The 23695-nt window shown below is 44.6% G+C and carries 19 protein-coding genes; 11 read left to right on the forward strand and 8 right to left on the reverse strand.

Translation table 11 applies throughout. From position 1 onward, the window contains the following. The first annotated feature begins 42 nt into the window (after positions 1 to 42). From MSG36_RS12785 to MSG36_RS12795, 3 genes are all read left to right on the forward strand, one after another. Entirely contained in the window at positions 43 to 642 is a 600-nt protein-coding gene (locus tag MSG36_RS12785; protein WP_248368195.1) for a CoA pyrophosphatase, read from the forward strand. Between the two features lie 309 nt (positions 643 to 951). Then, positions 952 to 2205 carry an aromatic amino acid transport family protein gene (locus MSG36_RS12790; RefSeq protein ID WP_052878186.1) on the forward strand — a complete coding sequence of 418 codons (1254 nt, stop codon included), beginning with the start codon at positions 952 to 954 and terminating at the stop codon, positions 2203 to 2205. Positions 2206 to 2325: 120 nt separating this feature from the next. Further along, positions 2326 to 3687: an L-serine ammonia-lyase gene (locus MSG36_RS12795; protein WP_048609201.1), complete on the forward strand. Its 1362-nt coding sequence runs from the start codon at positions 2326 to 2328 to the stop codon at positions 3685 to 3687. A 143-nt stretch (positions 3688 to 3830) separates the two neighbouring features. Here MSG36_RS12795 and MSG36_RS12800 read toward each other — a convergent pair whose 3' ends face one another. Both MSG36_RS12800 and MSG36_RS12805 read right to left on the reverse strand, forming a co-directional pair. Beyond that, positions 3831 to 4973, reverse strand: a complete 1143-nt coding sequence (locus MSG36_RS12800; protein ID WP_248368352.1) for an aromatic amino acid transport family protein — start codon at positions 4971 to 4973, stop codon at positions 3831 to 3833. 81 nt (positions 4974 to 5054) lie between these two features. Next, a complete protein-coding gene (locus tag MSG36_RS12805) occupies positions 5055 to 5252 on the reverse strand; it encodes a hypothetical protein (RefSeq protein WP_048611631.1) in 198 nt (65 codons plus the stop codon). 523 nt (positions 5253 to 5775) lie between these two features. On the opposite strand from MSG36_RS12805, the gene MSG36_RS12810 reads away from it, so the two are divergent. Beyond that, positions 5776 to 7398 carry a methyl-accepting chemotaxis protein gene (locus tag MSG36_RS12810; RefSeq protein ID WP_248368196.1) on the forward strand — a complete coding sequence of 541 codons (1623 nt, stop codon included), beginning with the start codon at positions 5776 to 5778 and terminating at the stop codon, positions 7396 to 7398. Between the two features lie 113 nt (positions 7399 to 7511). Here MSG36_RS12810 and MSG36_RS12815 read toward each other — a convergent pair whose 3' ends face one another. After that, positions 7512 to 9002, reverse strand: coding sequence for a SulP family inorganic anion transporter (locus MSG36_RS12815; RefSeq protein WP_050634570.1), 1491 nt, complete (start codon positions 9000 to 9002; stop codon positions 7512 to 7514). Between the two features lie 558 nt (positions 9003 to 9560). On the opposite strand from MSG36_RS12815, the gene asnS reads away from it, so the two are divergent. Further along, positions 9561 to 10961 (forward strand): asparagine--tRNA ligase, encoded by a 1401-nt coding sequence (gene asnS / locus MSG36_RS12820; protein WP_248368197.1) that lies wholly within the window; start codon positions 9561 to 9563, stop codon positions 10959 to 10961. Positions 10962 to 11094: 133 nt separating this feature from the next. Here the strand turns inward: asnS and MSG36_RS12825 are convergent, their stop codons facing one another. Then, positions 11095 to 11301 (reverse strand): hypothetical protein, encoded by a 207-nt coding sequence (locus MSG36_RS12825; protein ID WP_102394299.1) that lies wholly within the window; start codon positions 11299 to 11301, stop codon positions 11095 to 11097. 127 nt (positions 11302 to 11428) lie between these two features. Then, the gene (locus MSG36_RS12830; protein WP_248368198.1) at positions 11429 to 12832 is read right to left on the reverse strand and encodes a PLP-dependent aminotransferase family protein; all 1404 of its coding nucleotides are present in this window, start codon (positions 12830 to 12832) and stop codon (positions 11429 to 11431) included. Positions 12833 to 13050: 218 nt separating this feature from the next. Between MSG36_RS12830 and MSG36_RS12835 the strand changes: the two genes are divergently transcribed. The 3 genes from MSG36_RS12835 (at position 13051) to MSG36_RS12845 (ending at position 16535) form a co-directional block, all read left to right on the forward strand. Next, on the forward strand, positions 13051 to 13350 hold the full coding sequence (locus MSG36_RS12835) for a hypothetical protein (RefSeq protein ID WP_017060414.1): 300 nt from the start codon (positions 13051 to 13053) through the stop codon (positions 13348 to 13350). Positions 13351 to 13600: 250 nt separating this feature from the next. Next, positions 13601 to 15142: an HD domain-containing phosphohydrolase gene (locus tag MSG36_RS12840; RefSeq protein ID WP_248368199.1), complete on the forward strand. Its 1542-nt coding sequence runs from the start codon at positions 13601 to 13603 to the stop codon at positions 15140 to 15142. Between the two features lie 202 nt (positions 15143 to 15344). After that, positions 15345 to 16535 carry an amino acid aminotransferase gene (locus tag MSG36_RS12845; RefSeq protein WP_019822582.1) on the forward strand — a complete coding sequence of 397 codons (1191 nt, stop codon included), beginning with the start codon at positions 15345 to 15347 and terminating at the stop codon, positions 16533 to 16535. Positions 16536 to 16637: 102 nt separating this feature from the next. Here MSG36_RS12845 and MSG36_RS12850 read toward each other — a convergent pair whose 3' ends face one another. Next, on the reverse strand, positions 16638 to 17279 hold the full coding sequence (locus MSG36_RS12850; RefSeq protein ID WP_029405474.1) for an outer membrane beta-barrel protein: 642 nt from the start codon (positions 17277 to 17279) through the stop codon (positions 16638 to 16640). A gap of 150 nt (positions 17280 to 17429) precedes the next feature. Here MSG36_RS12850 and MSG36_RS12855 point away from each other — a divergent pair, with 150 nt between their 5' ends. Then, positions 17430 to 19319 carry a DUF294 nucleotidyltransferase-like domain-containing protein gene (locus MSG36_RS12855; RefSeq protein WP_048609207.1) on the forward strand — a complete coding sequence of 630 codons (1890 nt, stop codon included), beginning with the start codon at positions 17430 to 17432 and terminating at the stop codon, positions 19317 to 19319. 5 nt (positions 19320 to 19324) lie between these two features. After that, complete coding sequence (locus tag MSG36_RS12860) at positions 19325 to 20041, forward strand: 3'-5' exonuclease (protein WP_050634574.1); 717 nt, start codon at positions 19325 to 19327, stop codon at positions 20039 to 20041. A 76-nt stretch (positions 20042 to 20117) separates the two neighbouring features. Here MSG36_RS12860 and MSG36_RS12865 read toward each other — a convergent pair whose 3' ends face one another. Further along, positions 20118 to 20810, reverse strand: a complete 693-nt coding sequence (locus MSG36_RS12865; RefSeq protein ID WP_248368200.1) for an MOSC domain-containing protein — start codon at positions 20808 to 20810, stop codon at positions 20118 to 20120. A gap of 151 nt (positions 20811 to 20961) precedes the next feature. Between MSG36_RS12865 and MSG36_RS12870 the strand changes: the two genes are divergently transcribed. Beyond that, complete coding sequence (locus MSG36_RS12870) at positions 20962 to 21777, forward strand: helix-turn-helix transcriptional regulator (protein WP_248368202.1); 816 nt, start codon at positions 20962 to 20964, stop codon at positions 21775 to 21777. 25 nt (positions 21778 to 21802) lie between these two features. On the opposite strand, the gene MSG36_RS12875 is transcribed toward MSG36_RS12870, so the two are convergent. Further along, positions 21803 to 23692, reverse strand: coding sequence for a GGDEF domain-containing protein (locus MSG36_RS12875; RefSeq protein WP_248368355.1), 1890 nt, complete (start codon positions 23690 to 23692; stop codon positions 21803 to 21805). Positions 23693 to 23695: the final 3 nt, after the last annotated feature.

The raw sequence follows: 23695 nt of genomic DNA on the forward strand, positions 1-23695 counted from the left end.
TGTCTATACTTAAAATCATAATAATCAATATATTGGCTTGATATGAATAAAGAAAACTTCCTTCAACAATTCCAACTAAACCCTACCGTTGGCTATCACCCAGAGTCAGTAGAGCGTGTTTCGCATATCAATGGCGATCAATTACGTAAAGCGGCAGTGGTGGTAGGTTTAGTTGAAAGAGAAGATGGTTTACATGTCATTTTTACTAAAAGAGCGTCTCATTTAAAGCATCATCCTGGCCAAGTCAGTTTTCCTGGCGGTAAACACGAACTCTCAGACCCTTCTATGCAATTTACTGCACTTAGAGAGCTCCATGAAGAGGTAGGAATTCGATCGGATCAAGTTAAAATTGTTGGGCAATTACCCGCTTTGAGTACTATTAGTAAATTTTCTGTGACACCGATTGTTGCTCTGGTCGATCCTGACTATGAAGCCATCATCGATGAGAATGAAGTTGCCTCTATTTTTGAGGTGCCAGCCACCTATGTTTTAGACCAAGCCAAGCTACACAGCCACACTATTAACTTCAAACAAATCAAGCATCGTGTTTTTGCGATTCCCTTCCAAGAGCACCTAATTTGGGGCGTTACGGCGCAAATTATCCAATCGCTGCAGCAGCATGTAGTGCAACAAATCACATAGCAACTACGTTTTGTTTAATCTCTGTTAACAAATCGCAAGCTTTGTATGGAACAGAATTATTAATGCAATTTTACGCAAACGTTTACTTGCTATAGATCTATACAACCCGCCCTTTCGCATAAAAAAAACTAATACCAAGCATAAACATAAATCACCTGTGGCACGCTATTTTCGTGATCAAAAATCCGTTTTTCGCATATCATGTGACACGCCGTTTCATTACATGATTTAGATCTATTTTTTGCAGACGAAAATTCTGCAGAATTAGCCCCGACTTATTTCCTGTTCCCAAAAAATGAGTAATTTAACATGAACACAACAACTTCTTCGGCAAATGCCGTTAAAGATTCAAGCAAGTTTAACTATAAAGATTTTACCTGGTGTTTATCACTATTCGGTACAGCAGTTGGTGCTGGCGTACTATTCCTTCCAATCAAAGCTGGTGCGGGTGGTTTTTGGCCATTAGTTATCCTAGCTCTAATTGCGGCACCAATGACTTGGTTCGCACACAAATCTCTAGCTCGTTTCGTACTGTCTGCTAAAAACCCTGAAGCTGACATTACAGACACAGTTGAAGAGCACTTCGGTAAGACTGGCGCAAACATTATTACTTTTGCTTACTTCTTCGCTATCTATCCGATCGTTCTTATCTACGGTGTTGGTATCACAAACACGGTTGATTCTTTCCTAGTAAACCAAATGGGTATGGAATCTATTCCACGTCCTCTTCTTTCTGGTGCACTTATCCTTGCTATGACAGCAGGTGTTGTATTCGGTAAAGAGCTGATGCTTAAAGCAACTTCAGCAATGGTTTACCCACTAGTATTCATCCTACTAGCGCTATCTTTTTACCTAGTTCCTGATTGGAACACTTCAATGATGGACGTAAGCCCAGAATGGTCAACAATGCCTTCTATTATCTGGCTTGCTATTCCAATCATCGTGTTCTCTTTCAACCACAGCCCAATCATTTCACAGTTCTCTAAAGAGCAACGTCGTGTATACGGTGAAGACGCAGTTAAGAAAACTGACGCAATCACTGGTGGCGCAGCAATGATGCTGATGGGTTTTGTAATGTTCTTCGTATTCTCTGTAGTACTTTCTCTATCTCCAGAGCAACTAGCAACAGCACAAGCGCAAAACATCTCGGTACTTTCTTACCTAGCTAACGTTCACGAGTCTCCACTTATCTCTTACATGGGTCCTCTTGTAGCGTTCGCAGCGATTACTTCTAGCTACTTCGGTCACTTCCTAGGTGCTCACGAAGGTCTTGTTGGTCTAATCAAGTCTCGCTCTGGTTCTTCAATCTCTAAGATTGAAAAAGCATCTCTAGCGTTCATCGTTGTTACAACTTGGATTGTTGCGGTAGTTAACCCAAGCATCCTAGGTATGATTGAAACAATGGGTGCTCCAATGATTGCAGCTATCCTGTTCCTAATGCCTGTATTCGCGATGCAGAAAGTACCAGCTATGGCTAAGTATAAAACTTCAGCACCTGTACAAATCTTTACAGCTTTATGTGGTCTAGCGGCTATTAGTTCTGTAATCTACGGCGCTCTTTAATCTCAAGCCCTTTTTATAAGATGACATCCATCTTATATCGCGAGATTAGACAAAAAATATAATGATAATAAATGAGCCTCCCTACTCCCCTTGGGAGGCTCTCTTTTTGAGGTAATCGCTATGATTAGTGTATTTGATATCTATAAAATCGGTGTTGGTCCATCGAGCTCACACACAGTTGGACCAATGAAAGCGGGTAAAGAATTTATTGATGACCTACGTTCAATGGGAAAATTGCGCGACATCACTAAAATCACCGTGGACGTATATGGATCACTATCACTGACAGGGAAAGGTCACCACACAGATATCGCAATCATCATGGGTCTTGCTGGCAATACTCCTGAGCGTGTTGATATCGATTCTATTGCTGGCTTCATTGCTCGCGTAGAAGAAACTGAGCGCCTTCCTGTTGGCATGCACTGTCATACAGTATCGTTCCCACGCGATGGCGGTATGAACTTCCACACTAGCAACCTTTCTCTACACGAGAACGGCATGAGTATTCATGCGTGGGTTGGTGACGAAGTTGCATACTCAAAAACGTACTACTCAATTGGTGGCGGTTTCATCGTTGACGAAGAGAACTTCGGCAAAGAAGAAGAAAACCCAATCAAAGCACCTTACGAATTCACAACAGCTGAAGAGCTGGTTAATCAGTGTAAAGAAAGCGGTCTTTCTATCAGTACACTGGTTATGAAAAACCAAGCAGCATTTCACTCAGACGAAGAGTCTCGCACTTACTTCGCTAACATCTGGAAAACGATGCGTGAGTGTATGGATCGCGGTATGAATACTGAAGGTATCCTGCCTGGTCCACTGCGTGTACCTCGTCGTGCAGCAGCACTTCGCCAACAGCTGATTACTTCAGAAAAAACAACCAATGATCCAATGACAGTTGTTGACTGGGTAAACATGTTTGCTTTCGCAGTAAACGAAGAAAACGCAGCTGGCGGTCGTGTAGTAACGGCACCAACAAACGGCGCATGTGGCATCATCCCTGCTGTACTGGCTTACTACGATAAGTTCATCCAAACAGTGACAGAGAAAGACTACATCCGTTACTTCGCTGCTTCTGGCGCGATCGGTGGTCTTTACAAGCGTAACGCTTCTATCTCTGGTGCTGAAGTTGGCTGTCAGGGTGAAGTTGGTGTGGCATGTTCTATGGCTGCGGCTGGTCTTGCTGAGCTTATGGGTGGTAGCCCTGAGCAAGTATGTATGGCTGCAGAAATCGGCATGGAGCACAACCTAGGTCTAACGTGTGACCCAGTTGCTGGCCAAGTACAAGTACCATGTATCGAGCGCAACGGTATTGCTGCAGTTAAAGCAATCAACTCGACTCGTATGGCACTTCGTCGCTCTTCTGCTCCTACTGTTTCTCTAGATAAAGTTATCGAAACAATGCTAGAAACCGGTAAAGACATGAACGCTAAATACCGTGAGACATCTCAAGGTGGTTTGGCTGTTAAGGTGGTTTGTTAATTAGCATTAGTTTGCTAATAGCCTCTTACACAGCTTGCTTGGTAACGAGCAAATAATAAAAAGGAACGCCGATGCGTTCCTTTTTTTGTATCTAAATTCCGGCCACTTATCTCTAAGATGCTCGTAGATAATGGACCAAAGAACTAGATCACTTGTGAGATAAGCAGGAAGCAACCAAACAGCAGTGAGAACAACATCATTGCGCTGCCACCTTCTGCTCGGTATCTATCATCAGCAACTTTCATGAAGCGCTGCTTGTGAACCATCACCAGAGGAACAAACACCGCTAGGAACACCAAGATGATGCCAGCGTAGTTCAGTACTTGTAGGAACTTGTCTGCAGCAAGCAGTGAACCCGCCAACGGCAAGATAAAGCTAATACAGTACGTTACTGCCGTATTTTGGTTGAACATGTCTTTGTTCTGGTTGAACAACGCCATCGCCACACCAAAGAAAGAAGTCAACAACGCCAAGCCCGTGAAGGTAGACAGAACGTTACCCACCCAAGGAGACTGAGCCTCAAACGCCGCCATCAAATCTGATACGTTCTCAAAGCTTCTAAATTGCTCTTCACTCAAGTTACCCACTACCGCAAACAACCAACACAAGTAACACACTAATGGGATCAGAGAACCGATAATCACCATGTTACGCAGCTGTTTGTCTGTCGCTTCGTGGTTGTAAGAAACCAAGGTTGGAATCACAACCATAAAGCCAAAGCTCGTAAACAGGATGGCACTGGTTTTGATTAGATCAACGTGGTCATGGCTGGTTACCTGCATCAAGTTTTCTTGAGTCATGCTCGGCGCCAAGAAAGCCATGGTTGCAAACAAGCTAGCAAGCATCACGAAGAACAATGCTCGGTTGAGCTTATCAATCACACCAGTACCACTTGCGACTACAGCACCAGCAAGCAAGGTAAACACGGTTTGGCTGGTAGTCGCGCTGATTTCAACGCCAAAGTTAGACAGTAACTTACTCAGCAAGTCACCTGCGCCCAGAATGTAAGCCATTAATAGGCAAATCAACAACGCGTATAGCAAGCCGTTGGTAAGCAACTGACCTTGTTTACCCAAGGTTTTTCGGGCAATAGAGTTTAATCCTAGACCGCCACCCGCTTTGATGGTCGCTTCTAGAAGTAGTAATGCTGCGTAAGTCGTACCGAAACAGATCAGTACCATAAGCAGTGTGCCGTAAAGCAATCCGAATTGAGCTAATACCATTGGGATCGCAAGCATACCAGCACCGAGAGCGGTACCAGCGATAATTAGGGAGCTACCCATCATTTTAATATTCATTGTTTTTAACTTATTTGTTTAGTTTTTATAGATGTGAGTCTTCGTTCATCGAGCGGATGACAAAGGAGTTCAGATAGAAATAAAGTTATAAAACGAATAACAATAGGAGCGATAAGCGGTAAAGAAGCGTGCAGAGACGTTGTCGAACAGGGCGTTCAAAGGGGAGCTTGTCTTAAAAGAGGTAAAACGAGAAGCGTGAGTAAGCATTAACTGATGTGGTGAACCTTCCGTAGGTTCAATAATCGGTGATGTAATCTTGAATTTCATGTATGTGTCCAATAAGTCACATTCCATAGTATTTGAAGCAGCGTATCCGTTGCTGCCCTACCTCTATCATAGAGGTCTTTTCATCTTATCGAATGAGCCTCGAAACACAACGCTATAACCACAATTTTTGCTATTAAATTGAACAAAACAGCCATTTGGATATAAATTAACCACTAAGACGTCTAAAACAATAGTCTTTATTGATAAAAGACAAGCGGACAAATACATCGAGCTAATCAACAACCAAGACTCTTCTAATTATCAATCCAATCACAGCACTCTATTCCCAAAACAGCAGTCTGTTTCAATAACAGCTGTATGTTTCAACAACACTATGTTTTAAGAACAGTGACGAGCTTGAAGCGCGTTCCATTTCAACATCAGATACAACACAAACTCGCTACATCACAGAAACATAACCACAACCGGAGTGTGGTCACACAATTCGTTATACCCCATAGGTGGTAGGGATTCTTACTAGTACAGTATTTGCGTCATTATAATTAATAAAAACAACCACCTTATGCGCTCAACAATCACCTTCAAAATCCTGGTGGCCCTCGCCATCGTGTTCACTTTTTTGCTGGCAATATCGACCTATTTCCAATACTCGCAGCAAAAACAACTGGTTAACTCGGTGTTGAGTGAACAGCTACACGACAAAGCAAGTAACTACTTCGATAGCCTCAACATGATGATGCTCACCGGCACCATGGCACAGAAAGAGACCCTTCGTCAGAAAGCACTGGCTCAAGAAGGCATCGAAGACGTTCGTGTTTTGCGTGCCGACGCTGTCAGCAAGTTATACGGCCCAGGTAATGACAACCAAACACCGGTTGACGATATTGATAAACGAGCGCTAGCGGGCGAAACCGTTATCGAACCTTTTTCTGCTGATTGGGGCAAAGGCTTGGTTATTGCTCTGCCAATGAAGTCGAGTGAAGATTACCGAGGAACCAATTGTGTCGCCTGTCATATGGCACCAGAAGGTGAAGTCTTGGGTGCAATTCGCCTCGAATATAACCTCAACTATGTTAACTCGCTGATCAACACTCAAACCATGGCTGCTATTGGCATTATGGCGGTGATATCGTTTGCCGGATTCGTGCTTACGATGGGATTAATTCGTAAGATTATCGTACGCCCGCTGCAACAGACCTCTCGCTTTATGACCCAAGTCAGCAACGATAAAAACCTATCCACTCGCCTGCCGGAACAAAGCAAGGATGAGATTGGCACGCTGGCTAACTCCATCAACTCGTTCATGGGAACCGTATCTGACAGCTTAGAAAAGGTACAAAGCACCTCGCACAAGTTGAATGCCTCGGCTAACCAACTGACTAGCGTCGCGCAAATTACCGAGCAAGCTGCCAGCGACCAGCAAAGCGAAACCGCTGAAGTGCAACACAATGTCGAAGGGATACAGGCACAGCAAGTCAATGTAGAACAAGCGACTTTAACGGCTTCAGAGCTTATCAACCACACCGCCGATGTGGCGTGTAAGAGTGCCAACCAAGCACACGACGCAAGCAGTGAGATAAAAAACCTAGTCAGTAGCATAGAAGAAGTGAAACACAAAATACTGACACTCAATGAGCAAACCGGAGAGGTCTCTTCAATATTGAGTGTGATTCGTGGCATTGCTGACCAAACCAATCTTCTGGCCTTGAATGCAGCGATTGAAGCAGCTCGTGCGGGAGAACAAGGTCGTGGGTTTGCGGTAGTGGCAGATGAAGTTCGCCACCTTGCATCGCGAACCGCAGAAGCAACAGGCAGCATTGAGTCAATCATTCATCAATTCCAGCAAGGCAGTGAAGAGTCGCTAACTTCTGCCGATCGCGTTTGCGAACAAGCCCATCAAAGCTCAACCGATATCGACGCACTTTCAATTGAAATGAATGGTGTGGTCGAAGAGATGAAACAAGTCTTGGCTCACGCACAGAATATTCAGCAGCAAACACAATCCACCACACAAGCGACTCAAGATGTTCAACAAAAGGTTGAAACCATCACCTCTCACGCCAACAACACATCGCAATCTGCGGCTGAAACTCGCAACATCAGCAATGACTTAGAAGAACTGTCTGATCACCTTGAGTCACTGATTAATCAGTTTACTTTGTCGAGTACAAAGAAGAAGTCATAAATCGCCTACAACAAAAAAGCGCTCAACAATGAGCGCTTTATCTTCATAACAATGTCTAGTTCAGGCTTTAAGGCTTTAAGGCTTTAAGGCTTTAAAAGTACCTTAAATCAAGATTAGTGCGTAATGGAAACCGCGGTTAAGTCTTTATGCTTGTGATACATCGCGTGTTTGACTATCAGGTTCGCACTCACGCTATCCATTCCTGACACTTCAACGTAAGCCCCTTTTTTACGGAACTTGAACACAACCTTATCAAGCGCCTCGACCGAGGTATTATCTAAGAATGACGCATCCGATATATCGATGGTCACTAAAGAGGTCGCGTTGTCATAATCAAATAAGTCGACAAACGCATCTGACGAAGCAAAGAAGACATGGCCTTTTACTCGGTGAATGGTGTGCATTTCGTTTGTCACAACTTCATCGGATATAAACACCATGGATTTGCTGGCATGTGCATAAAACAGAGCCGACAGCACCACGCCAACCGCAACACCTATTGCTAAGTTATGAGTAAACACCACCACCGCCACGGTTGCTAGCATGGTTACATTGGTTGGCAGTGTGTGATCTTTAAGCTCAACAATAGAACGCCATGAGAATGTGCCGATTGAAACCATGATCATCACAGACACTAAAGCCGCCATCGGTATCAGCTTCAACCAATCAGAAACAAACACCACCATTAACAACAAAACCACCCCAGCGATCATGCTGGATAATCGGGTTAAGCCACCTGATTTGATGTTAATGATCGACTGACCGATCATTGCGCAGCCCGCCATTCCACCAAATAATGAGGCAACGATGTTCGCTACTCCCTGCCCTTTACACTCATTGTTTTTGTTACTTTCAGTATCTGTCAGATCATCGACTATGGTCGCTGTCATCAAGGATTCCAACAAGCCAACCAGAGATAGAGCAATCGAATATGGCAGGATGGTCGCAAGCGTATCAAACGTGAATGGAATATTAGGAATCAAGAACACAGGCAGTGAATCAGGAAGCTTGCCCATATCGCCAATCGTTCTCACATCTAAGCCGAACAGCAAACTAATGATTGTCAGGGTAACAATCGCAACCAGTGGAGAAGGTATTGCGCGACCAAACTTGGGAAAATAAGGAAGCAGATAAATGATCGCCAAACCCAAAACGACTAACACGTAAACGCTTGATGGGACGTTGATTAATTCAGGAAGTTGGGCCATGAAAATTAGAATGGCGAGCGCGTTAACAAATCCAGTAATCACCGATTTGGAAACGAAATTCATCAGATTACCAAGCTTTAGGTATCCAGCCGCGATTTGAATGACGCCAGCTAGAAACGAAGCGGCGAGTAGATATTCTAATCCGTGCTCTCTCACTAAGGTGACCATTAATAGCGCCATAGCGCCTGTTGCACCAGAGATCATTCCCGGACGACTGCCAACCAAAGCAGTGACGACACAAATACAGAACGAGGCATAGAGCCCTACTTTAGGGTCAACGCCTGCAATAATTGAAAATGCGATGGCTTCGGGGATCAATGCGAGTGCAACCACAATCCCAGATAATGAATCTCCTTTAACGTTTGATAACCAGTGTTTTTTTAAATAATTAAGCATGTAATTCTCTTTTACTTGTACAGCCAGTCCTGCCTTGTTGAGACATAATTTGATCGACTGTTTTTCTTGAATGAGCGAGCGCTCGAAAAGTGCGGGTGTAGAGAGAATACAGGGGTTAAGGCGGCGTAATTAACACGTAGATATTAAACTCCTCTTGTTGCTTTATTGGGGAAATAAGAAGGTGATCAAGTCGAAAATGACTGAATCCGCGCCAATATAGAGTGAGTCTCAACACAATCACACTCCCATTATTGAAAACAAAGGTTTCGATTACGCCATGCTCGTTCAACAGCTCACATAGGGTCAAAGGTAAGGCAGACGCTAAGATTGAACAAAAAACACACCCTCAAACCTATTTATCGTCAGTAGACACAATATTTCTTTCACCAAGCAAGAATAAAGGTTGAAGCTGTCGGTATGACAGGTAATATGTTCAATCGATTTAAAAAGTTTATACAACTTGATGTTTCGGCTAATTATTGTGCAAATGTATGTTTATTTGCAGCAATGCCAGAGACTTTGAGTTGAATTTGTCCCTCAATGGAGAATGAAATCAACATGACTTACGCGCCTGTAACAGACGTACTTGGCGGCAAGCTAGCGGTAGACAGTGAAGTAACTGTTCGCGGCTGGATCCGTTCACGTCGTGATTCCAAAGCTGGAATCTCTTTCCTTGCCATTTATGACGGCTCTTGTTTCGACCCGATTCAGGCCGTGGTTCCTAATAATCTTAATAATTACGAAGACGAAGTATTAAAGCTAACAACTGGCTGCTCTGTTGAAGTAACGGGTAAGATTGTTGAGTCTCCTGCGAAAGGTCAAGACTTCGAACTAGCAGCAACTGGCGTTAAAGTTGTGGGTTGGGTTGAAGATGCTGACACTTACCCAATGGCTAAGACACGTCACTCTATCGAATACCTTCGTGAAGTTGCTCACCTACGTCCACGTACAAACGTGATTGGCGCAGTAGCACGTGTACGTAACTGTCTATCTCAAGCGATTCACCGTTTCTACCACGAGCAAGGCTTCTTCTGGACTTCTGCTCCGCTTATCACTGCATCTGATGCAGAAGGCGCTGGTGAAATGTTCCGTGTTTCTACGCTAGACATGGAAAACCTACCACGCACTGAAAAAGGCGACGTAGACTTCAACGAAGATTTCTTCGGTAAAGAGACGTTCCTAACAGTATCTGGCCAACTTAATGCTGAAGCTTACGCTTGTGCACTAAGCAAGGTTTACACGTTCGGTCCTACGTTCCGTGCTGAAAACTCAAACACAAGCCGCCACCTAGCTGAGTTCTGGATGGTAGAGCCTGAAGTTGCGTTTGCAGACCTTAACGATGTAGCGAAACTGGCTGAAGACATGCTTAAGTACGTTTTCGCTGCTGTTCTTGAAGAGCGCCGCGACGACCTTGAGTTCTTCGCTTCTCGCATCGACAAGCAAGCAATTACTCGTCTAGAGCAATTCGTTGACGCTGACTTCGCACAAGTTGACTACACTGACGCAATCCAAATCCTACTAGACTCTGGTAAGAAATTTGAGTTTGACGTTGAGTGGGGCATCGACATGTCTTCTGAGCATGAGCGTTACCTAGCTGAAGAGCACTTTAAAGCTCCTGTTATCGTTAAGAACTACCCGAAAGACATCAAAGCTTTCTACATGCGCTTAAACGACGACGGCAAAACAGTTGCAGCAATGGACGTACTTGCACCAGGCATCGGTGAAATCATCGGTGGTGCACAACGTGAAGAGCGTCTAGACATTCTAGACGAGCGTATGATTGCTATGGGTATCGACCCTGAGCACATGAGCTGGTACCGCGACCTACGTAAATATGGCACAGTGCCACACGCTGGTTTCGGTCTTGGTTTCGAGCGTCTAGTATCTTACGTAACAGGTATGGGCAACGTTCGTGACGTGATTCCATTCCCACGTACACCACGCTCTGCAAACTTCTAATTCGAAACCTATTCGATATTAAAAGTTAAGAACAAATAAAAACCTCCGCACTTGCGGAGGTTTTTTTATGTTCAGAATAAAACGAGACGACGGCTGTTTCTGCGTACTACCATCTGGACTCGTTATTCAAAAGCTAATCCACGTCTTGGTCGATAGCGTATTTTATTGCGAAACCGCAGATTGCCATCATAACGAATGGGATCGCGGCAGTGGTGTATTCCGCCCACGCCATATCAGCGAATGCTTTTGCCAGCAGTACGTGGCCGAGAATAAGCAGAAGCGCACACACAATCGCGACAATAATCAGCTTAACTTCATTTCCCATAGTCATTTTCAACATAACGGTATCTCCAATATTTGGTCTACCGTTATTGAATCACAACTCTTTGGCCAATTAGGCGTACAGTTACCCCACAAACAACCCGTACAGTTGGAATGATTGTCTTTTTTATGAGGGACTTAAGGTTTTACGAGTGCGTAAGTTGATGTGCCAGTTTGCCAAGCCAGATGAGAGCCTGTTCTTTCTCTTCTGTCAGTTCATAAGAGAAGTTCAATCGTATCGCGTTATCCACTCTGCCCTGCTCACTAAACAGATCGCCAGATGCGACGCTAATACCTTGCTCGATAGCCAGTTGATGAAACTGTTGGCTGTCGAATTTTTCAGAAAAGCGAATCCATATCAAGTAGCCACCAGCCGGCTCTTCAATCTCGATTGAATGCGGAAAGTACTGCTTAATGACATCGATAAATCGCTCTTTCCTGACGACAAGGTTTTTACGCAGTTTACGAAGGTGATTGTCGTAGCTTTCATGTGTTAAGAAATGGGCGACACCAAGTTGAACGGGAGCACTGCTCGATAACGTAGAAAGAAGCTGTAACTTTTGAATCGCATCGTTAAAACGCGTGTTCACAACCCACCCTACTCGATAACCGGGACACAAGCTTTTTGAATACGACCCACAAAGCAAGACGGAATCGGTCTTATCGAAAGCCTTTAATGGCTTCGGCTTGTGCCCTTCATAATAAAGATCGCCATACACGTCATCTTCAATAATGTAGGTTCCATGCTGTTCTGCAATCTCTACCACACGGCGCTTTGACTGTTCCGACAAACTGGTTCCCGTTGGGTTTTGAAAAGTAGTCATCAGCCAACACGCTTTAACATCTTGGTTTTGTAGTGCGTTTTCAAACTGCTCTATATTCAACCCATTGGTTGGGCAAACGTCTACTTCGATAGGGTTCAGCCCGAGCCTCTCAACGGCCTGTAGAGCACCATAAAAGGCGGGAGACTCTATCACGACGTTATCACCCGACTTAGTGACCGTTTGCAGGCTCAAGTTGAGCGCTTCCATAGCACCCGACGTAATCACGATGTCTTGATGATTAACTGTAATCCCTTGCTGCAGATAACGCTGCGCGATTTGTCTTCTCAAGGACTCACTGCCCGGTGGCAAATTATTGATCACACTCGCGCCAGTCATTTTCCTACCCGCGCTGGCAAGGTTTCGAGTCAAGGTAGGTAACGGGAACAGGTCGGGATCTGGGAATGCAGAGCCGAAAGGAATCACACCTTCGGCTGAACTCGACTTCAAGAAATCAAATAAGCGGTCATTAATGGCTTTCTTTTCACTAACAAGCGGCTGTGTGTAATCAACGCCGTCCAGCCTTGGCGCAACAAAGTAGCCCGACTGAGGTTTAGCAATGATCCACCCTTCGCTTTCTAGCAACTGGTAGGCTTGTAAGACAGTACTGTTGCTGACGTTGTAATTTCGACAACTCATGCGTACCGAAGGGATCTTCTCTCCGGATCGCCACGTATTGTTAGCTATCTGAGTTCGAATATCCTTTGCAAGCTCTTCATAACGCGCCATCTAATTGTACTACCTAGAGAAATTCTGTGAGCCGGTGATTTTATCACTTACGCCAACAACTATTGCTGCTATCCATATGATCACACCTAATTTCCACAATAGTGTGAATTAGTTCACAGATAACTTTGTAAGCTTTGCTAAGTTTGTACCCAAGGTAGGAGCTAAGTTGGCTTTCTACCTCAATAATTTGATGTAACCCAAAAACATGCGAGATAACAATGAAAAAAATAGAAGCAGACCAATTAAGTTATAAAGGAGAGTCAAACGGTGTTCACAGTTGGACAACACCGAGCGGTCAGCCATATTACTGGCACCCAGATTGGCTCCATATTGCTGAAGATGCGACAGGCTCACATCCAAAGCAAAAGATCGATGTCGAACAAGACCAAGCACCAACGGAAAAACACGCGGTGTCTGCTATTCTGAAACACATCAACCAATGGGCTGCAGACAAACTAGCGTCTCACCCTGAGATTGAAACCGGCTCAATCGAAGCTGAAATCAATCTCAAAAAGTAACGGGTTAAAGTAGATAGCGAACTCAATCACTCGCGATTCTAACCCAGTACACAGACTGAATAGCCTCGAACCTCGACCGAGGCTATTCAAGTATCTTCATAAAAATGCTGCAATAACCCCCACCTAGCTAACAAATCTCTAACACAAACCAGTTTCTTGTATCAATCCACGAAAGCTATCGATAGAATTTCCGGTCGTATTCACGCCAGTTATGCTAATCATTCGCAATTCTAAAGTCGTGAATCAATGAATGCGTGAATCTAATAAGAATGAGAACAAAGGCTTATCGATGGATACTTCAAATTACAATCAATCGCTAACGACTAAGTTATACGTCATTGCTGGCGTGCTGTTTGGCACCTATGGCAGTCGGGTGTGTCCTATGCTCGAGAGCTTAACGACGTTAGAGATTTTCACACAAGTCAGTATTGTATTTGTCTTATTATGGCTCGCGCGTCGTTACCTATTGGCGCAACATACCTTGGTCAAGCAAGGCCGATTCGCGCAACTCGATACCCTGCTATTTTTTGCTGCAAGTGTGCCTTTCGCGCTCTACTACAACTTAAGCTATGAATTCACCATAGATAGCAATTTGAAGGTGCTGTTTGGCATGAGTCTATTCGGCTTCTTTACCGGAACCATTCTTCAATTGAACGCCAAGCTCAGCCAAATGGATAAAATGGAGACGACTGGGCAATTCGACTTCCAACTGGTTGGTGAAAGAAGTTCACTGGTCAAGCAGATGATAGGCTTGGTTATCGTGCTTCTGGTAACACTGACGACTATGTTGACGATGATTGCCGTTAAAGACATCTTCTGGCTAGAACACAACCCTGACCGCTTATTGGATGGCACCGGCAAGATCAGCGTGATCAAAGAGTTCATTTATTTGGCTGTGGTACTGGGTGGCTACGCGATTACCATCATGACGCTTTGGAGCAAGCTAATTAAGCGCATTCTCTTAAGCCAAGAGCACGCATTAAACAAAGTCACCAATGGCGAGCAAGGCGTTCGCTTACCTATTTTCGGCTACAACGAGCTTGGCTCAATGGCATCTATGACCAATACCATGCTTGATAGCCTTGAAACCGCGCAAAACGAAGTCAAAACCACACGTGACGTGGCCATTGTGAGCTTATCGGCATTGGCTGAATCTCGAGACAATGAAACGGGCGCTCATATCCTCAGAACTCAAGAGTACGTCAAAGTACTCGCACAAGAGCTCAGCAAATCAGAAACCCACTCAAGCTTGTTAACACCAAACTACATCGAGTTGCTTTACAAATCTGCACCTTTGCACGACGTGGGCAAAGTCGGTGTGCCTGATAGCGTGTTATTGAAACCGGGTAAATTGACGGACGAAGAGTTTGAGATAATGAAAGGTCACCCCGCGATTGGTGCTGAAGCGTTATCTATTGCAGAAAAGCAGCTGGGAAGTAGCTCTTTCTTAAGAGTTGCAAAGGAGATATCTCTGACTCACCACGAGAAATGGAATGGCAGCGGTTACCCTAATCAGTTGTCGGGGGAAGATATTCCTCTATCGGGTCGTTTGATGGCATTGGCCGATGTTTATGATGCGCTCATCTCGAAGCGAGTCTACAAACCAGCCTTTACTCATGAACAAGCTAAACAAATCATCTTAGAGAGCAATGGGACGCATTTTGATCCGCAAGTTGTCGACGCCTTTCTAGCGGTTGAACAAGCGTTTGTTTCAATTGCCGCGACCTACAAAGATGGCAAAAATATCGCAAGTGAACTCGAGCGCGAAAGCTTTATTACTCAACCAGCGTAATCGATTCAAAAACCACTAACTTCTTGCACCCTATAGGTTAATCCGTAGGGTGTTTTGTTATCAAATACCCTCTTTAGTCAATAAATCTGATTGAAATGGATTTTTTTTAGCCTTTCTGTTCACTTCGTATTGTCTTAAAAATTCCATACAGGTATAACTACCCATAGATACTATCCCCTCTCAATTGACATGGATGAAGATTATGTTTGAAAAAGTGTTAGCTGCTCCCGCCGATCCTATCCTCGGCCTTACTGAAGAGTTTAAAAAAGACTCTCGTGCAGAGAAAATCAACCTTGGTGTTGGCATCTACAAAAATGAAGATGGTCAAACGCCTGTACTTAAAACAGTAAAGAAAGCAGAAGCTGCACTTCTTGAAAACGAAAAAACCAAATCTTACCTAACGATTGAAGGTACGGCTGAATACGGTCTAGCGGTTCAGAAACTTCTTTTCGGTTCAGACGCAGAGATCGTAGCATCTCAGCGCGCTAAAACAGCACAAGCTCCAGGTGGTACAGGTGCACTTCGCGTAGCGGGTGAATTCATCAAGCGCCAACTGGGTGATGTGAAAATCTGGATCAGTAACCCAACTTGGGCTAACCACAACGGTGTTTTCGCTGCTGCAGGTATCGAAACTGCTCAATACAGCTACTACAACGCTGAAACTAAAGACAAAGACTTCGCTGGCATGGTTGCTGACCTAGAGAAAGCTTCTGAAGGCGATATCGTTCTTCTTCACGGCTGCTGTCACAACCCAACAGGTATCGACCCAACAACTGAAGAGTGGGAAGTTCTTGCTAAACTGGTTGCTGAGAAGAAACTGCTTCCTCTATTCGATTTTGCTTACCAAGGTTTTGCAAAAGGCGTTGAAGAAGATGCTGCTGGCCTACGTATTTTTGCTCAATACAACAAAGAGATCCTTGTTGCTAGCTCGTTCTCTAAGAACTTCGGCTTGTACAACGAGCGTGTTGGCGCATTCACTCTGGTTGCAGAATCAGCAGACGTAGCAACAACAGCATTCTCTCAAGTTAAGAGCATTATCCGCTCGATCTACTCTAACCCACCAGCACACGGCAGTGCTGTCGTTACTCACATCCTTGGTGATGCTGACCTACGTGCTGAATGGGAAGCAGAAGTAGCAGAAATGCGTGACCGTATCCAAGAGATGCGTGAACTATTCGTAACAACACTGAAATCTGAAGGTGTTGATGCAGACTTCACATTCATCGAACGTCAAAACGGCATGTTCTCTTTCTCTGGTCTAAGCAAAGAGCAAGTAACTCGCCTAAAAGACGAATTCGCAATCTACATTGTTGGTTCTGGCCGTATCAGTGTTGCTGGTATGACTAAGTCAAACATGGGTCCTCTATGTAAAGGTATCGCTGCGGTTCTTTAATCGTAAAGTGAAATCTGCACTTGCAGACCAATAGATATGCAAAAGCCAGCAATTAAGCTGGCTTTTTTGTGTCTCGACTTTCAGGTTTAGATGCTTTGTAAGTTAATACTCTAAGAAAAACTCCACGCCCAGCTCATTGGTTCGTTCACTGCGAATCTTACCTTCACCGTCTCGATGTTGGTATGACCCACCAATCGCAAACTTGTTGGTCACTAGATAGCGTAAACCTAAGTGATAGATCTCTTCATCAAACAGGTCACTTCGATTCACTTGCACACTGCCGTTAGCTATCCAACGTTTCGCAAAGCCATAGTTAAGCTCAGCTTTTACCCCTTGGATGAACTCAGTGTCTGAAGATTCAGTTCGGTTGGTATCATTATCTTCAACCTTACCTTTAGTGATACCAAGCAGGTAGTAAGCCACTATATCTAAATCTTTCTTAATGCTGTAACGGTAACCAACACCTGGCATCAGCGTATCAATTCGAGTTGTGGTGTCATCAGGGTGAATGAAACGTGCGCTGTAGTCTCCCAGCAACAACCAATCATCCGTCATCGCGTAACTGACGCCTAATCCATACGACGAGGCATTATTATTACTGCCTGCATCTTCATTTAAACTGCCCGAATGCGCCGTGGCATAAATATGGTCGTAATCCAAAATATCCACCGCGTTAGTGTCCGCCCACAAACTTGGAGAAAACATAAAAACCGCAGATACAAAACTAAGCTTCCACTTCGACATTCCTATCATCCTTAAACTGTCACTCCATTAATTGAAAGGTTAGTCTATCCATAAGACTTTAAAAAGGTTTTAGCTCACAGATTGATTTGTGACGGCAAAATATTATCAAATGTTGTACCATGAAATCATACAAACCAATGGATGATCATTATGGATGCTGAGTTATTAGAGATTCAAAACTTTCTGGCACAATACCCCCCTTTCACAGAACTCCCTGAGGAGATGTTGGCGAAAGTGACCAGTAGCGTGGAAATTTCTTATTACCGCCAAGATACCCCTATCATTCACTTTGGTGATCAAATTCATGACTTATACATCGTTCGAAGTGGCGAAGTCGAAGTCTACCGTCGTAAGGGCGAGCTCTATAACCGCCTGGATGAAGGCCACTTGTTCGGTCAAATGGGCCTACTGACCAACAACAAGGTGCGTTTCCCTGTTAAAGCGACCGAAGATACCCTGCTCTACTGTATTCCTGAGCCTATCTTTCAAGAGCTCTACGACAACTACGACTCCTTTGCCGATTTCGTAGAAGTAGAAGATAACGCGCGACTGCGCCAAGCCAACTCCGACAGCAACGACGCTAACGACCTAACAACATCCAAGGTTAAAACGCTACTGACCAGCGAAGCGCCAATGATCGAAAAAACGCGCACGATTCAGCAAGCTGCGACCATGATGGCACAAGATAATGTTTCCTCTTTGCTGATCATCGACCCAGATATCGTTGAAGATGATGAAGATGACTCAACACCCGTGATTGGCATCATCACCGACCGAGATTTATGTACGCGTGTCCTCGCTGAAGGTCTCGACCCATCGGATGAAGTATCCAGCGTGATGACACCCGAGGTTATCTCACTCGACCACAACGCCTATGTATACGAAGCCATGATGACCATGCTTCGTTACAACGTGCACCATTTACCAGTGCTTAAAGATAAGAAGCCAATTGGTATTATCGAAGCGACCGATATTGTTCGTTACGAATCTCAAAACTCGCTGTTATTGGTAAGCAGCATCTTCCAACAACAAAGCATTGAAGATCTAAAGGTGCTTTCCGAGCAAGTGAAAGACAGCTTTGTGCGCTTAGTTAACGAAGATGCCAACGCCCACATGGTGGGTACTGCAATGTCGGTAATTGGTCGTAGCTTTAAGCAGCGAATTATCGAACTGGGTGAAGAGAAATTGGGCAAGGCGCCTATTCCTTACTGTTTCCTTGCATTAGGATCTATGGGCCGTGATGAGCAGCTACTGGTTACAGACCAAGATAACGCAATCATTCTTGATGATACCTACGACGAGAAAAAGCATGGTAAGTACTTTGAAGAGCTATCGACCTTCATTTGTGATGGCTTAGACCAATGTGGTTATGTGTACTGTACTGGTGACATCATGGCAACTAACCCAACGTGGCGTATGACTCGTCGACAATGGGAAGAGTGCTTTGCCGATTGGATTGATGATCCAAACCCGAAAGCCCTATTGAATGCTTCTATCTTCTTCGACTTAGATGGCGTTTATGGTCGCCTGAAATGGGCGGAGCAATTGAACAGCTTTATTGTTCGACGCGCACGTAAGAACAACCGTTTCTTGGCGTGTCTTGCACGTAACGCACTCAACCGCACACCGCCGCTTGGCTTCTTCAAAGATTTCGTCATGGAAAAAGATGGCCGTCACAACAACTCAATCAACCTTAAGCGTCGTGGTACTGCACCACTGGCCGATTTGATTCGTGTTCACTCGCTCGCGGTAGCGTCTCGCTCTAAGAACTCATTCGAACGCTTAGATGACATTATTGACGCTGGTATTCTGCCAAAAGGTCGAGCTCAAGATTTGAAAGATGCCATGGAGTTTATCTCTCTGGTTCGTATTCGCCACCAAGCACACGATGTCGACAACAACATCGAGCCTGATAACAACATCGAGCCAGAGAACCTGTCTGACTTCGAGCGACGTAACCTAAAGGATGCATTCCAAATATTAAGTAATGCGCAAAACTTCCTTAAGTTCCGTTATCAAGCCAGCAACAAGTTTAAGTAGGGCCTATGAACAAACTATTCAGATCACCTGCGGTCGATTGGCCATTTAAGTTTGCTCAGAAGCTAGAACGAGCGAGAGACGAGCGCTTAAAGCACTTTTATAGCCAGCCTCTTCCTGCGCCTGATACGCCACTTTCAGAAGTGATGTTCTTGGCTGTCGACTTTGAAACGACGGGGTTAAACCCAAACAAAGACGGCATCATTACCATTGGTTTAGTCCCATTTACGCTCAATCGCATCTACTTGCGACAAGCCAAACACTGGACGCTAAGACCAAAACAGAAGTTAGAAGAAGAGTCTGTCGTGATTCATGGCATCACGCACAATGACATCATTGATGCGCCAGACCTTAGTGAAGTGTTGGGCGAGATCTTAGAATCAATGGCGGGGCATATCCCTGTGGTTCACTATCGTCGTATCGAACGTGACTTTTTGGATAATGCATTGAAAGTGCGACTCGGTGAAGGCATTGAGTTCCCAGTCCTCGACACGCTCGAGATTGAATCTCAGATCCAAAATAAACTGGCTGGCGGCTTGTGGAATAAGCTAAAAGGTAAGAAGCCAGCTTCAGTGAGACTGGGGCAGAGTCGTCGTCGATACCACCTACCCGACTACACGCCGCATCATGCATTAACTGACGCTATTGCGACCGCTGAGCTCCTCCAAGCACAGATTGCTCATCACTTTGACGCTGAGATGCCTCTGAAGAGTTTCTGGCTCTAGCTGGCGTTGAACAGAACGTACACATGTAAAGCCCACCATTTCCATAAGTGGGCTTTGTCATTTTTATCGTCTGTGTTTATACGGCAGTTGGCCCAACCAAACGCATCTCCCAATCTTCAACTTCGCCCGTTTCGAGACGACGCTCAACCAGTTTCCCCCAAGACTCGACCAAAGGAAGTTCAGCCATCTGGCTCAGTTCTTTTCTATCTAGGCTTCCGGTAAAGACAGCGCCCATAATGCGCGCGAGCGACCAATCAGGGTATGGTCTTTCACACAAAGTAATCTCATCACCTGCGCCAATATCGCCCTCTTCCAATACACGGAAGTACCAGCCAGTTCGAAGCGTGTCTTGCAGTCTTCTCGCCATATCGTTTTGATCGAATCGCACATTAAGCTTCCAACAAGGCATGCGCCCTTGCGAAACTTCCAATAATGTTGAACCAATTCGAATCTTATCTTTTAAACAAATAGACGTTTCAGTCACTCCGCTTGAGCTTAGGTTCTCGCCAAATGCGCCTGCAGTTTGAAAGATGGCTTTGCTGCCCAAGTCCTTTTCCCAAACTGGGTAATGTTCGCTTGGGTAAATATGAAGGGCTTTTTGAATGCCGCCATGAAAACGAGGGTCACCTTGTTCGTCATTGGTAAAACCAAGCTCTGTGGCGTGTTGACGTTCCGACAAAACCTGTTTGTTGATGGCACTCTGTGTACCGTGAGCAAAGGCAACGGTTTTACCTACCAATACGCTGTTGATTATACCTAACTTCTTCATATCCCTTCCCTATTGCTGGACACTTTATTACTGAAAACATACTTGTTGAACTGTATGAGGTAAGACGACATCACACTCGACTTCATTCACTATGCCGAGCATGATAGCCTAACAAGCCAATGTCAGAGTAGAGATGTAAGGACAATCAACAATGCCAACCCGCCAAATAGATTCTCACTCCGATGTCATGACTTCCAACGAGATGATGGCTGCCAACCCCAACTCACCAGCGCTAGTAAAGACCATCGACATGCCTAAAGGTTTCATCGATGCAATGCACCAACATGCTTGGCATCAAGTGATCTTTCCAATCAGAGGTTTATTGCAAACTAAGACTGATCACTACCAGCATCTTGTCCCGCACACTTCTGCGCTGTTGGTACCTGCGGGTACTCAACATGAATCGATCGCATTGAGCCATACAACGTTTGTCGGCATCTACCTTAACCCTGCGTTTGGCAGTGAATATGAACCTGAAGTGCGAACCATTACCCTCACGCCATTTCTAAATGAACTATTGCAAGAGATCCGAAGGCAGTGCGAAGGATTAGTGAGTGATGATGAAGTCTCGCGTTTGCTCGCGGTTCTGCACGACCAAATAATGAAAGATAATGTGCAAACCTTTCAATTATTGCTACCCGAAGACAGACGCTTGAAGCTGATATTCGAAGCACTGACAGACACACCAAGATTAGATTATTCGCTAAAAGATTGGGGAGAAAAAGTCGGCGCGTCGGAGCGAACGTTATCGCGCTTGTTCTCAAAAGAGTTCAACACGTCATTTCAGTTGTGGAGACAACAGATCCGACTGATTTATTCGTTATCTTTGCTTGATGAAGAGCTCTCGATCCAACGTATTGCTGACCAAGTTGGCTATCAAAACGACTCTTCGTACATCAAAGCGTTTAAAGCTTATTTTAATGTCACACCGCAGCAGTTTCGCTGTAATGGGCGTCGAAAATCGTGATAGCTATTTGTCAGCGTGATTGGCATTACTTCCCAACCACAGACAACGTTTGGTAATAACGACGCTTTTGCTGATACATATTCTCATCAGCGACTGAGAACAGTTGCTCAACGTCTGTTGAATCACTAGAGGCTGCACCAATCGAGAATCTGACAGGAATAGAGATACCCGTTTTGGTCTCGATTGTCTGTTGCTCCTGAGCAATATACAACTGCTCAGCCATCTCTGCGACATTGAGCGAATTCGACTCACCAGACGTTAAGGTAAGCACCGCAAATTCATCTCCACCCAAACGATATAGATTACTGGCAGATGTCAACCCGTGGCTGATTACGTCTACGCAGCGTTGTATCAACTCATCCCCGACTTCATGTCCATGAACATCATTCGTGGTTTTCAAGCCATTGATATCAATGATGATCAAAGAAATCTTATTTTGATTGTCGTTAATGCTGCGTTTACTAAATTCGAGATCTTCATTAAAAGCTTTACGATTCAAACAGCCAGTCGGCATGTTAATCCGTGTAATATTTTCGAGCTCTAGCCAACCTGCTAACTGTTTTTGGTACATGTCAAAAATCAGAAGATCTTCTTCACTGAGTAGATCAAATGAACGTGAACAAAAATACCCGATTGCCGTCCCCTGTGAGTCACAGAGTCTCAAGTCAGCCTCGCCAGCACGGTTAAAATGAAACTGAATTGAATGTTGATCAAGTAATGTCTTTAACTCTTGATCGACCATTTGAGGAATCAGCCGATATTCAGCTGCCTGTCTCGATGATGCAAACTGCACGATCTTCAAAATACGATGCTTCTGGGATTCTTCACGCGCGAGCGAATACGTTAACTTGCTGGTTTTCTCTTCGACTAAGTCCTCTAGCTGAACATTAAATCTTTCGAGTTTATCGTTACTTTCGGTAAGCTCACGGACTTGGTATTGTATGCGACCCCACAAGGTTTCCAATAAACGACTCAGCGTGACGAACTCTGTAAAACGATGTTCATCCACACTATGAGTCGGTGACTGGTTATGCGAATACGACGTAACAGATTCAGCCAACAAGTTTAACTGCCCAGAGAACCAGCGGCTTAGGAACAGAGCAAACACAATCGCGATGGCAAGCGTCGCCACTAATATTCTGACAAAGACCACCTGAGCTTGTTGCATCTCTAATAAACGCGCACTGTCGGAAATATGATGTTTGACGTTCAGTACCAATTTGTCGGTAAAGAATTTACTGTCGATAGAGATAATGTTCGCACTTTGTTCAGAAGACTGAGCATCCGTTGAATCAACATAATTAAACTCAACCGACTCATTTTGATAAAGGAAAGGCATCACTTTAGTGTTAAGTCTGTCATACCCCATAAGAACCACAAGATAACCCTGCGGCGTGTATGTAGAACCTTCAATCAAACGATAAGGTAAAATCGGCGCGACAAAAGCAATACCGGCAGTGGCATTATCCGCCACTTCAGTTTCGGTAAACTCGGTGTGGAACAATTTTCCTTGCCCATAAACCGATTGAGGACGCTTCAAGCTTTCTAATAACTGGCTTTGCTCAAAGTGGTACAAACTGCCTTTGCTGTCATAAATGGGCTTCCAGTTTTGGTCCAGAATATAAGTCGCGGACACACTCTCCGCTAGCGCATTGAAGCTATCCATCTTGTCCCAAACAACACTCGAGAAAAAGATATTACCACCCGCTTTAATCAATGATCGGTCTTGCGAATACCATTGGGTTAGGCTCGCCGTCAGCTTAATTTGCTCTTGTACGGTTTGACGAATACCGGTCGTAGAGTTGTCCAGCTTGGTTTCTTTTTGCTCTAAAGAACTTTGGTTTTGTTTATTGAGAATCAACTGTCCCGCTAAGTAAACAGGAAGCATTGAGCAAGCCAGCAACACCAAGCCCATGGT

The organism is Vibrio sp. 1CM8B, from assembly GCF_023161685.1.
Classification (GTDB): Bacteria; Pseudomonadota; Gammaproteobacteria; order Enterobacterales; family Vibrionaceae; genus Vibrio; species Vibrio coralliirubri.

Excerpts from the sequence above, each read along its gene's own strand:
- MSG36_RS12840 (WP_248368199.1), top strand. The coding sequence starts at position 13,601 with ATGCGTGAATCTAATAAGAATGAGAACAAAGGCTTATCGATGGATACT.
- MSG36_RS12870 (WP_248368202.1), top strand. The coding sequence starts at position 20,962 with ATGCCAACCCGCCAAATAGATTCTCACTCCGATGTCATGACTTCCAAC.
- MSG36_RS12785 (WP_248368195.1), top strand. The coding sequence starts at position 43 with ATGAATAAAGAAAACTTCCTTCAACAATTCCAACTAAACCCTACCGTT.
- MSG36_RS12860 (WP_050634574.1), top strand. The coding sequence starts at position 19,325 with ATGAACAAACTATTCAGATCACCTGCGGTCGATTGGCCATTTAAGTTT.
- MSG36_RS12875 (WP_248368355.1), bottom strand. The coding sequence starts at position 23,692 with ATGGGCTTGGTGTTGCTGGCTTGCTCAATGCTTCCTGTTTACTTAGCG.
- MSG36_RS12855 (WP_048609207.1), top strand. The coding sequence starts at position 17,430 with ATGGATGCTGAGTTATTAGAGATTCAAAACTTTCTGGCACAATACCCC.
- MSG36_RS12850 (WP_029405474.1), bottom strand. The coding sequence starts at position 17,279 with ATGTCGAAGTGGAAGCTTAGTTTTGTATCTGCGGTTTTTATGTTTTCT.
- MSG36_RS12830 (WP_248368198.1), bottom strand. The coding sequence starts at position 12,832 with ATGGCGCGTTATGAAGAGCTTGCAAAGGATATTCGAACTCAGATAGCT.
- MSG36_RS12865 (WP_248368200.1), bottom strand. The coding sequence starts at position 20,810 with ATGAAGAAGTTAGGTATAATCAACAGCGTATTGGTAGGTAAAACCGTT.
- MSG36_RS12800 (WP_248368352.1), bottom strand. The coding sequence starts at position 4,973 with ATGATGGGTAGCTCCCTAATTATCGCTGGTACCGCTCTCGGTGCTGGT.
- MSG36_RS12825 (WP_102394299.1), bottom strand. The coding sequence starts at position 11,301 with ATGTTGAAAATGACTATGGGAAATGAAGTTAAGCTGATTATTGTCGCG.
- MSG36_RS12795 (WP_048609201.1), top strand. The coding sequence starts at position 2,326 with ATGATTAGTGTATTTGATATCTATAAAATCGGTGTTGGTCCATCGAGC.
- asnS (WP_248368197.1), top strand. The coding sequence starts at position 9,561 with ATGACTTACGCGCCTGTAACAGACGTACTTGGCGGCAAGCTAGCGGTA.
- MSG36_RS12810 (WP_248368196.1), top strand. The coding sequence starts at position 5,776 with ATGCGCTCAACAATCACCTTCAAAATCCTGGTGGCCCTCGCCATCGTG.
- MSG36_RS12845 (WP_019822582.1), top strand. The coding sequence starts at position 15,345 with ATGTTTGAAAAAGTGTTAGCTGCTCCCGCCGATCCTATCCTCGGCCTT.
- MSG36_RS12790 (WP_052878186.1), top strand. The coding sequence starts at position 952 with ATGAACACAACAACTTCTTCGGCAAATGCCGTTAAAGATTCAAGCAAG.
- MSG36_RS12815 (WP_050634570.1), bottom strand. The coding sequence starts at position 9,002 with ATGCTTAATTATTTAAAAAAACACTGGTTATCAAACGTTAAAGGAGAT.
- MSG36_RS12835 (WP_017060414.1), top strand. The coding sequence starts at position 13,051 with ATGAAAAAAATAGAAGCAGACCAATTAAGTTATAAAGGAGAGTCAAAC.
- MSG36_RS12805 (WP_048611631.1), bottom strand. The coding sequence starts at position 5,252 with ATGAAATTCAAGATTACATCACCGATTATTGAACCTACGGAAGGTTCA.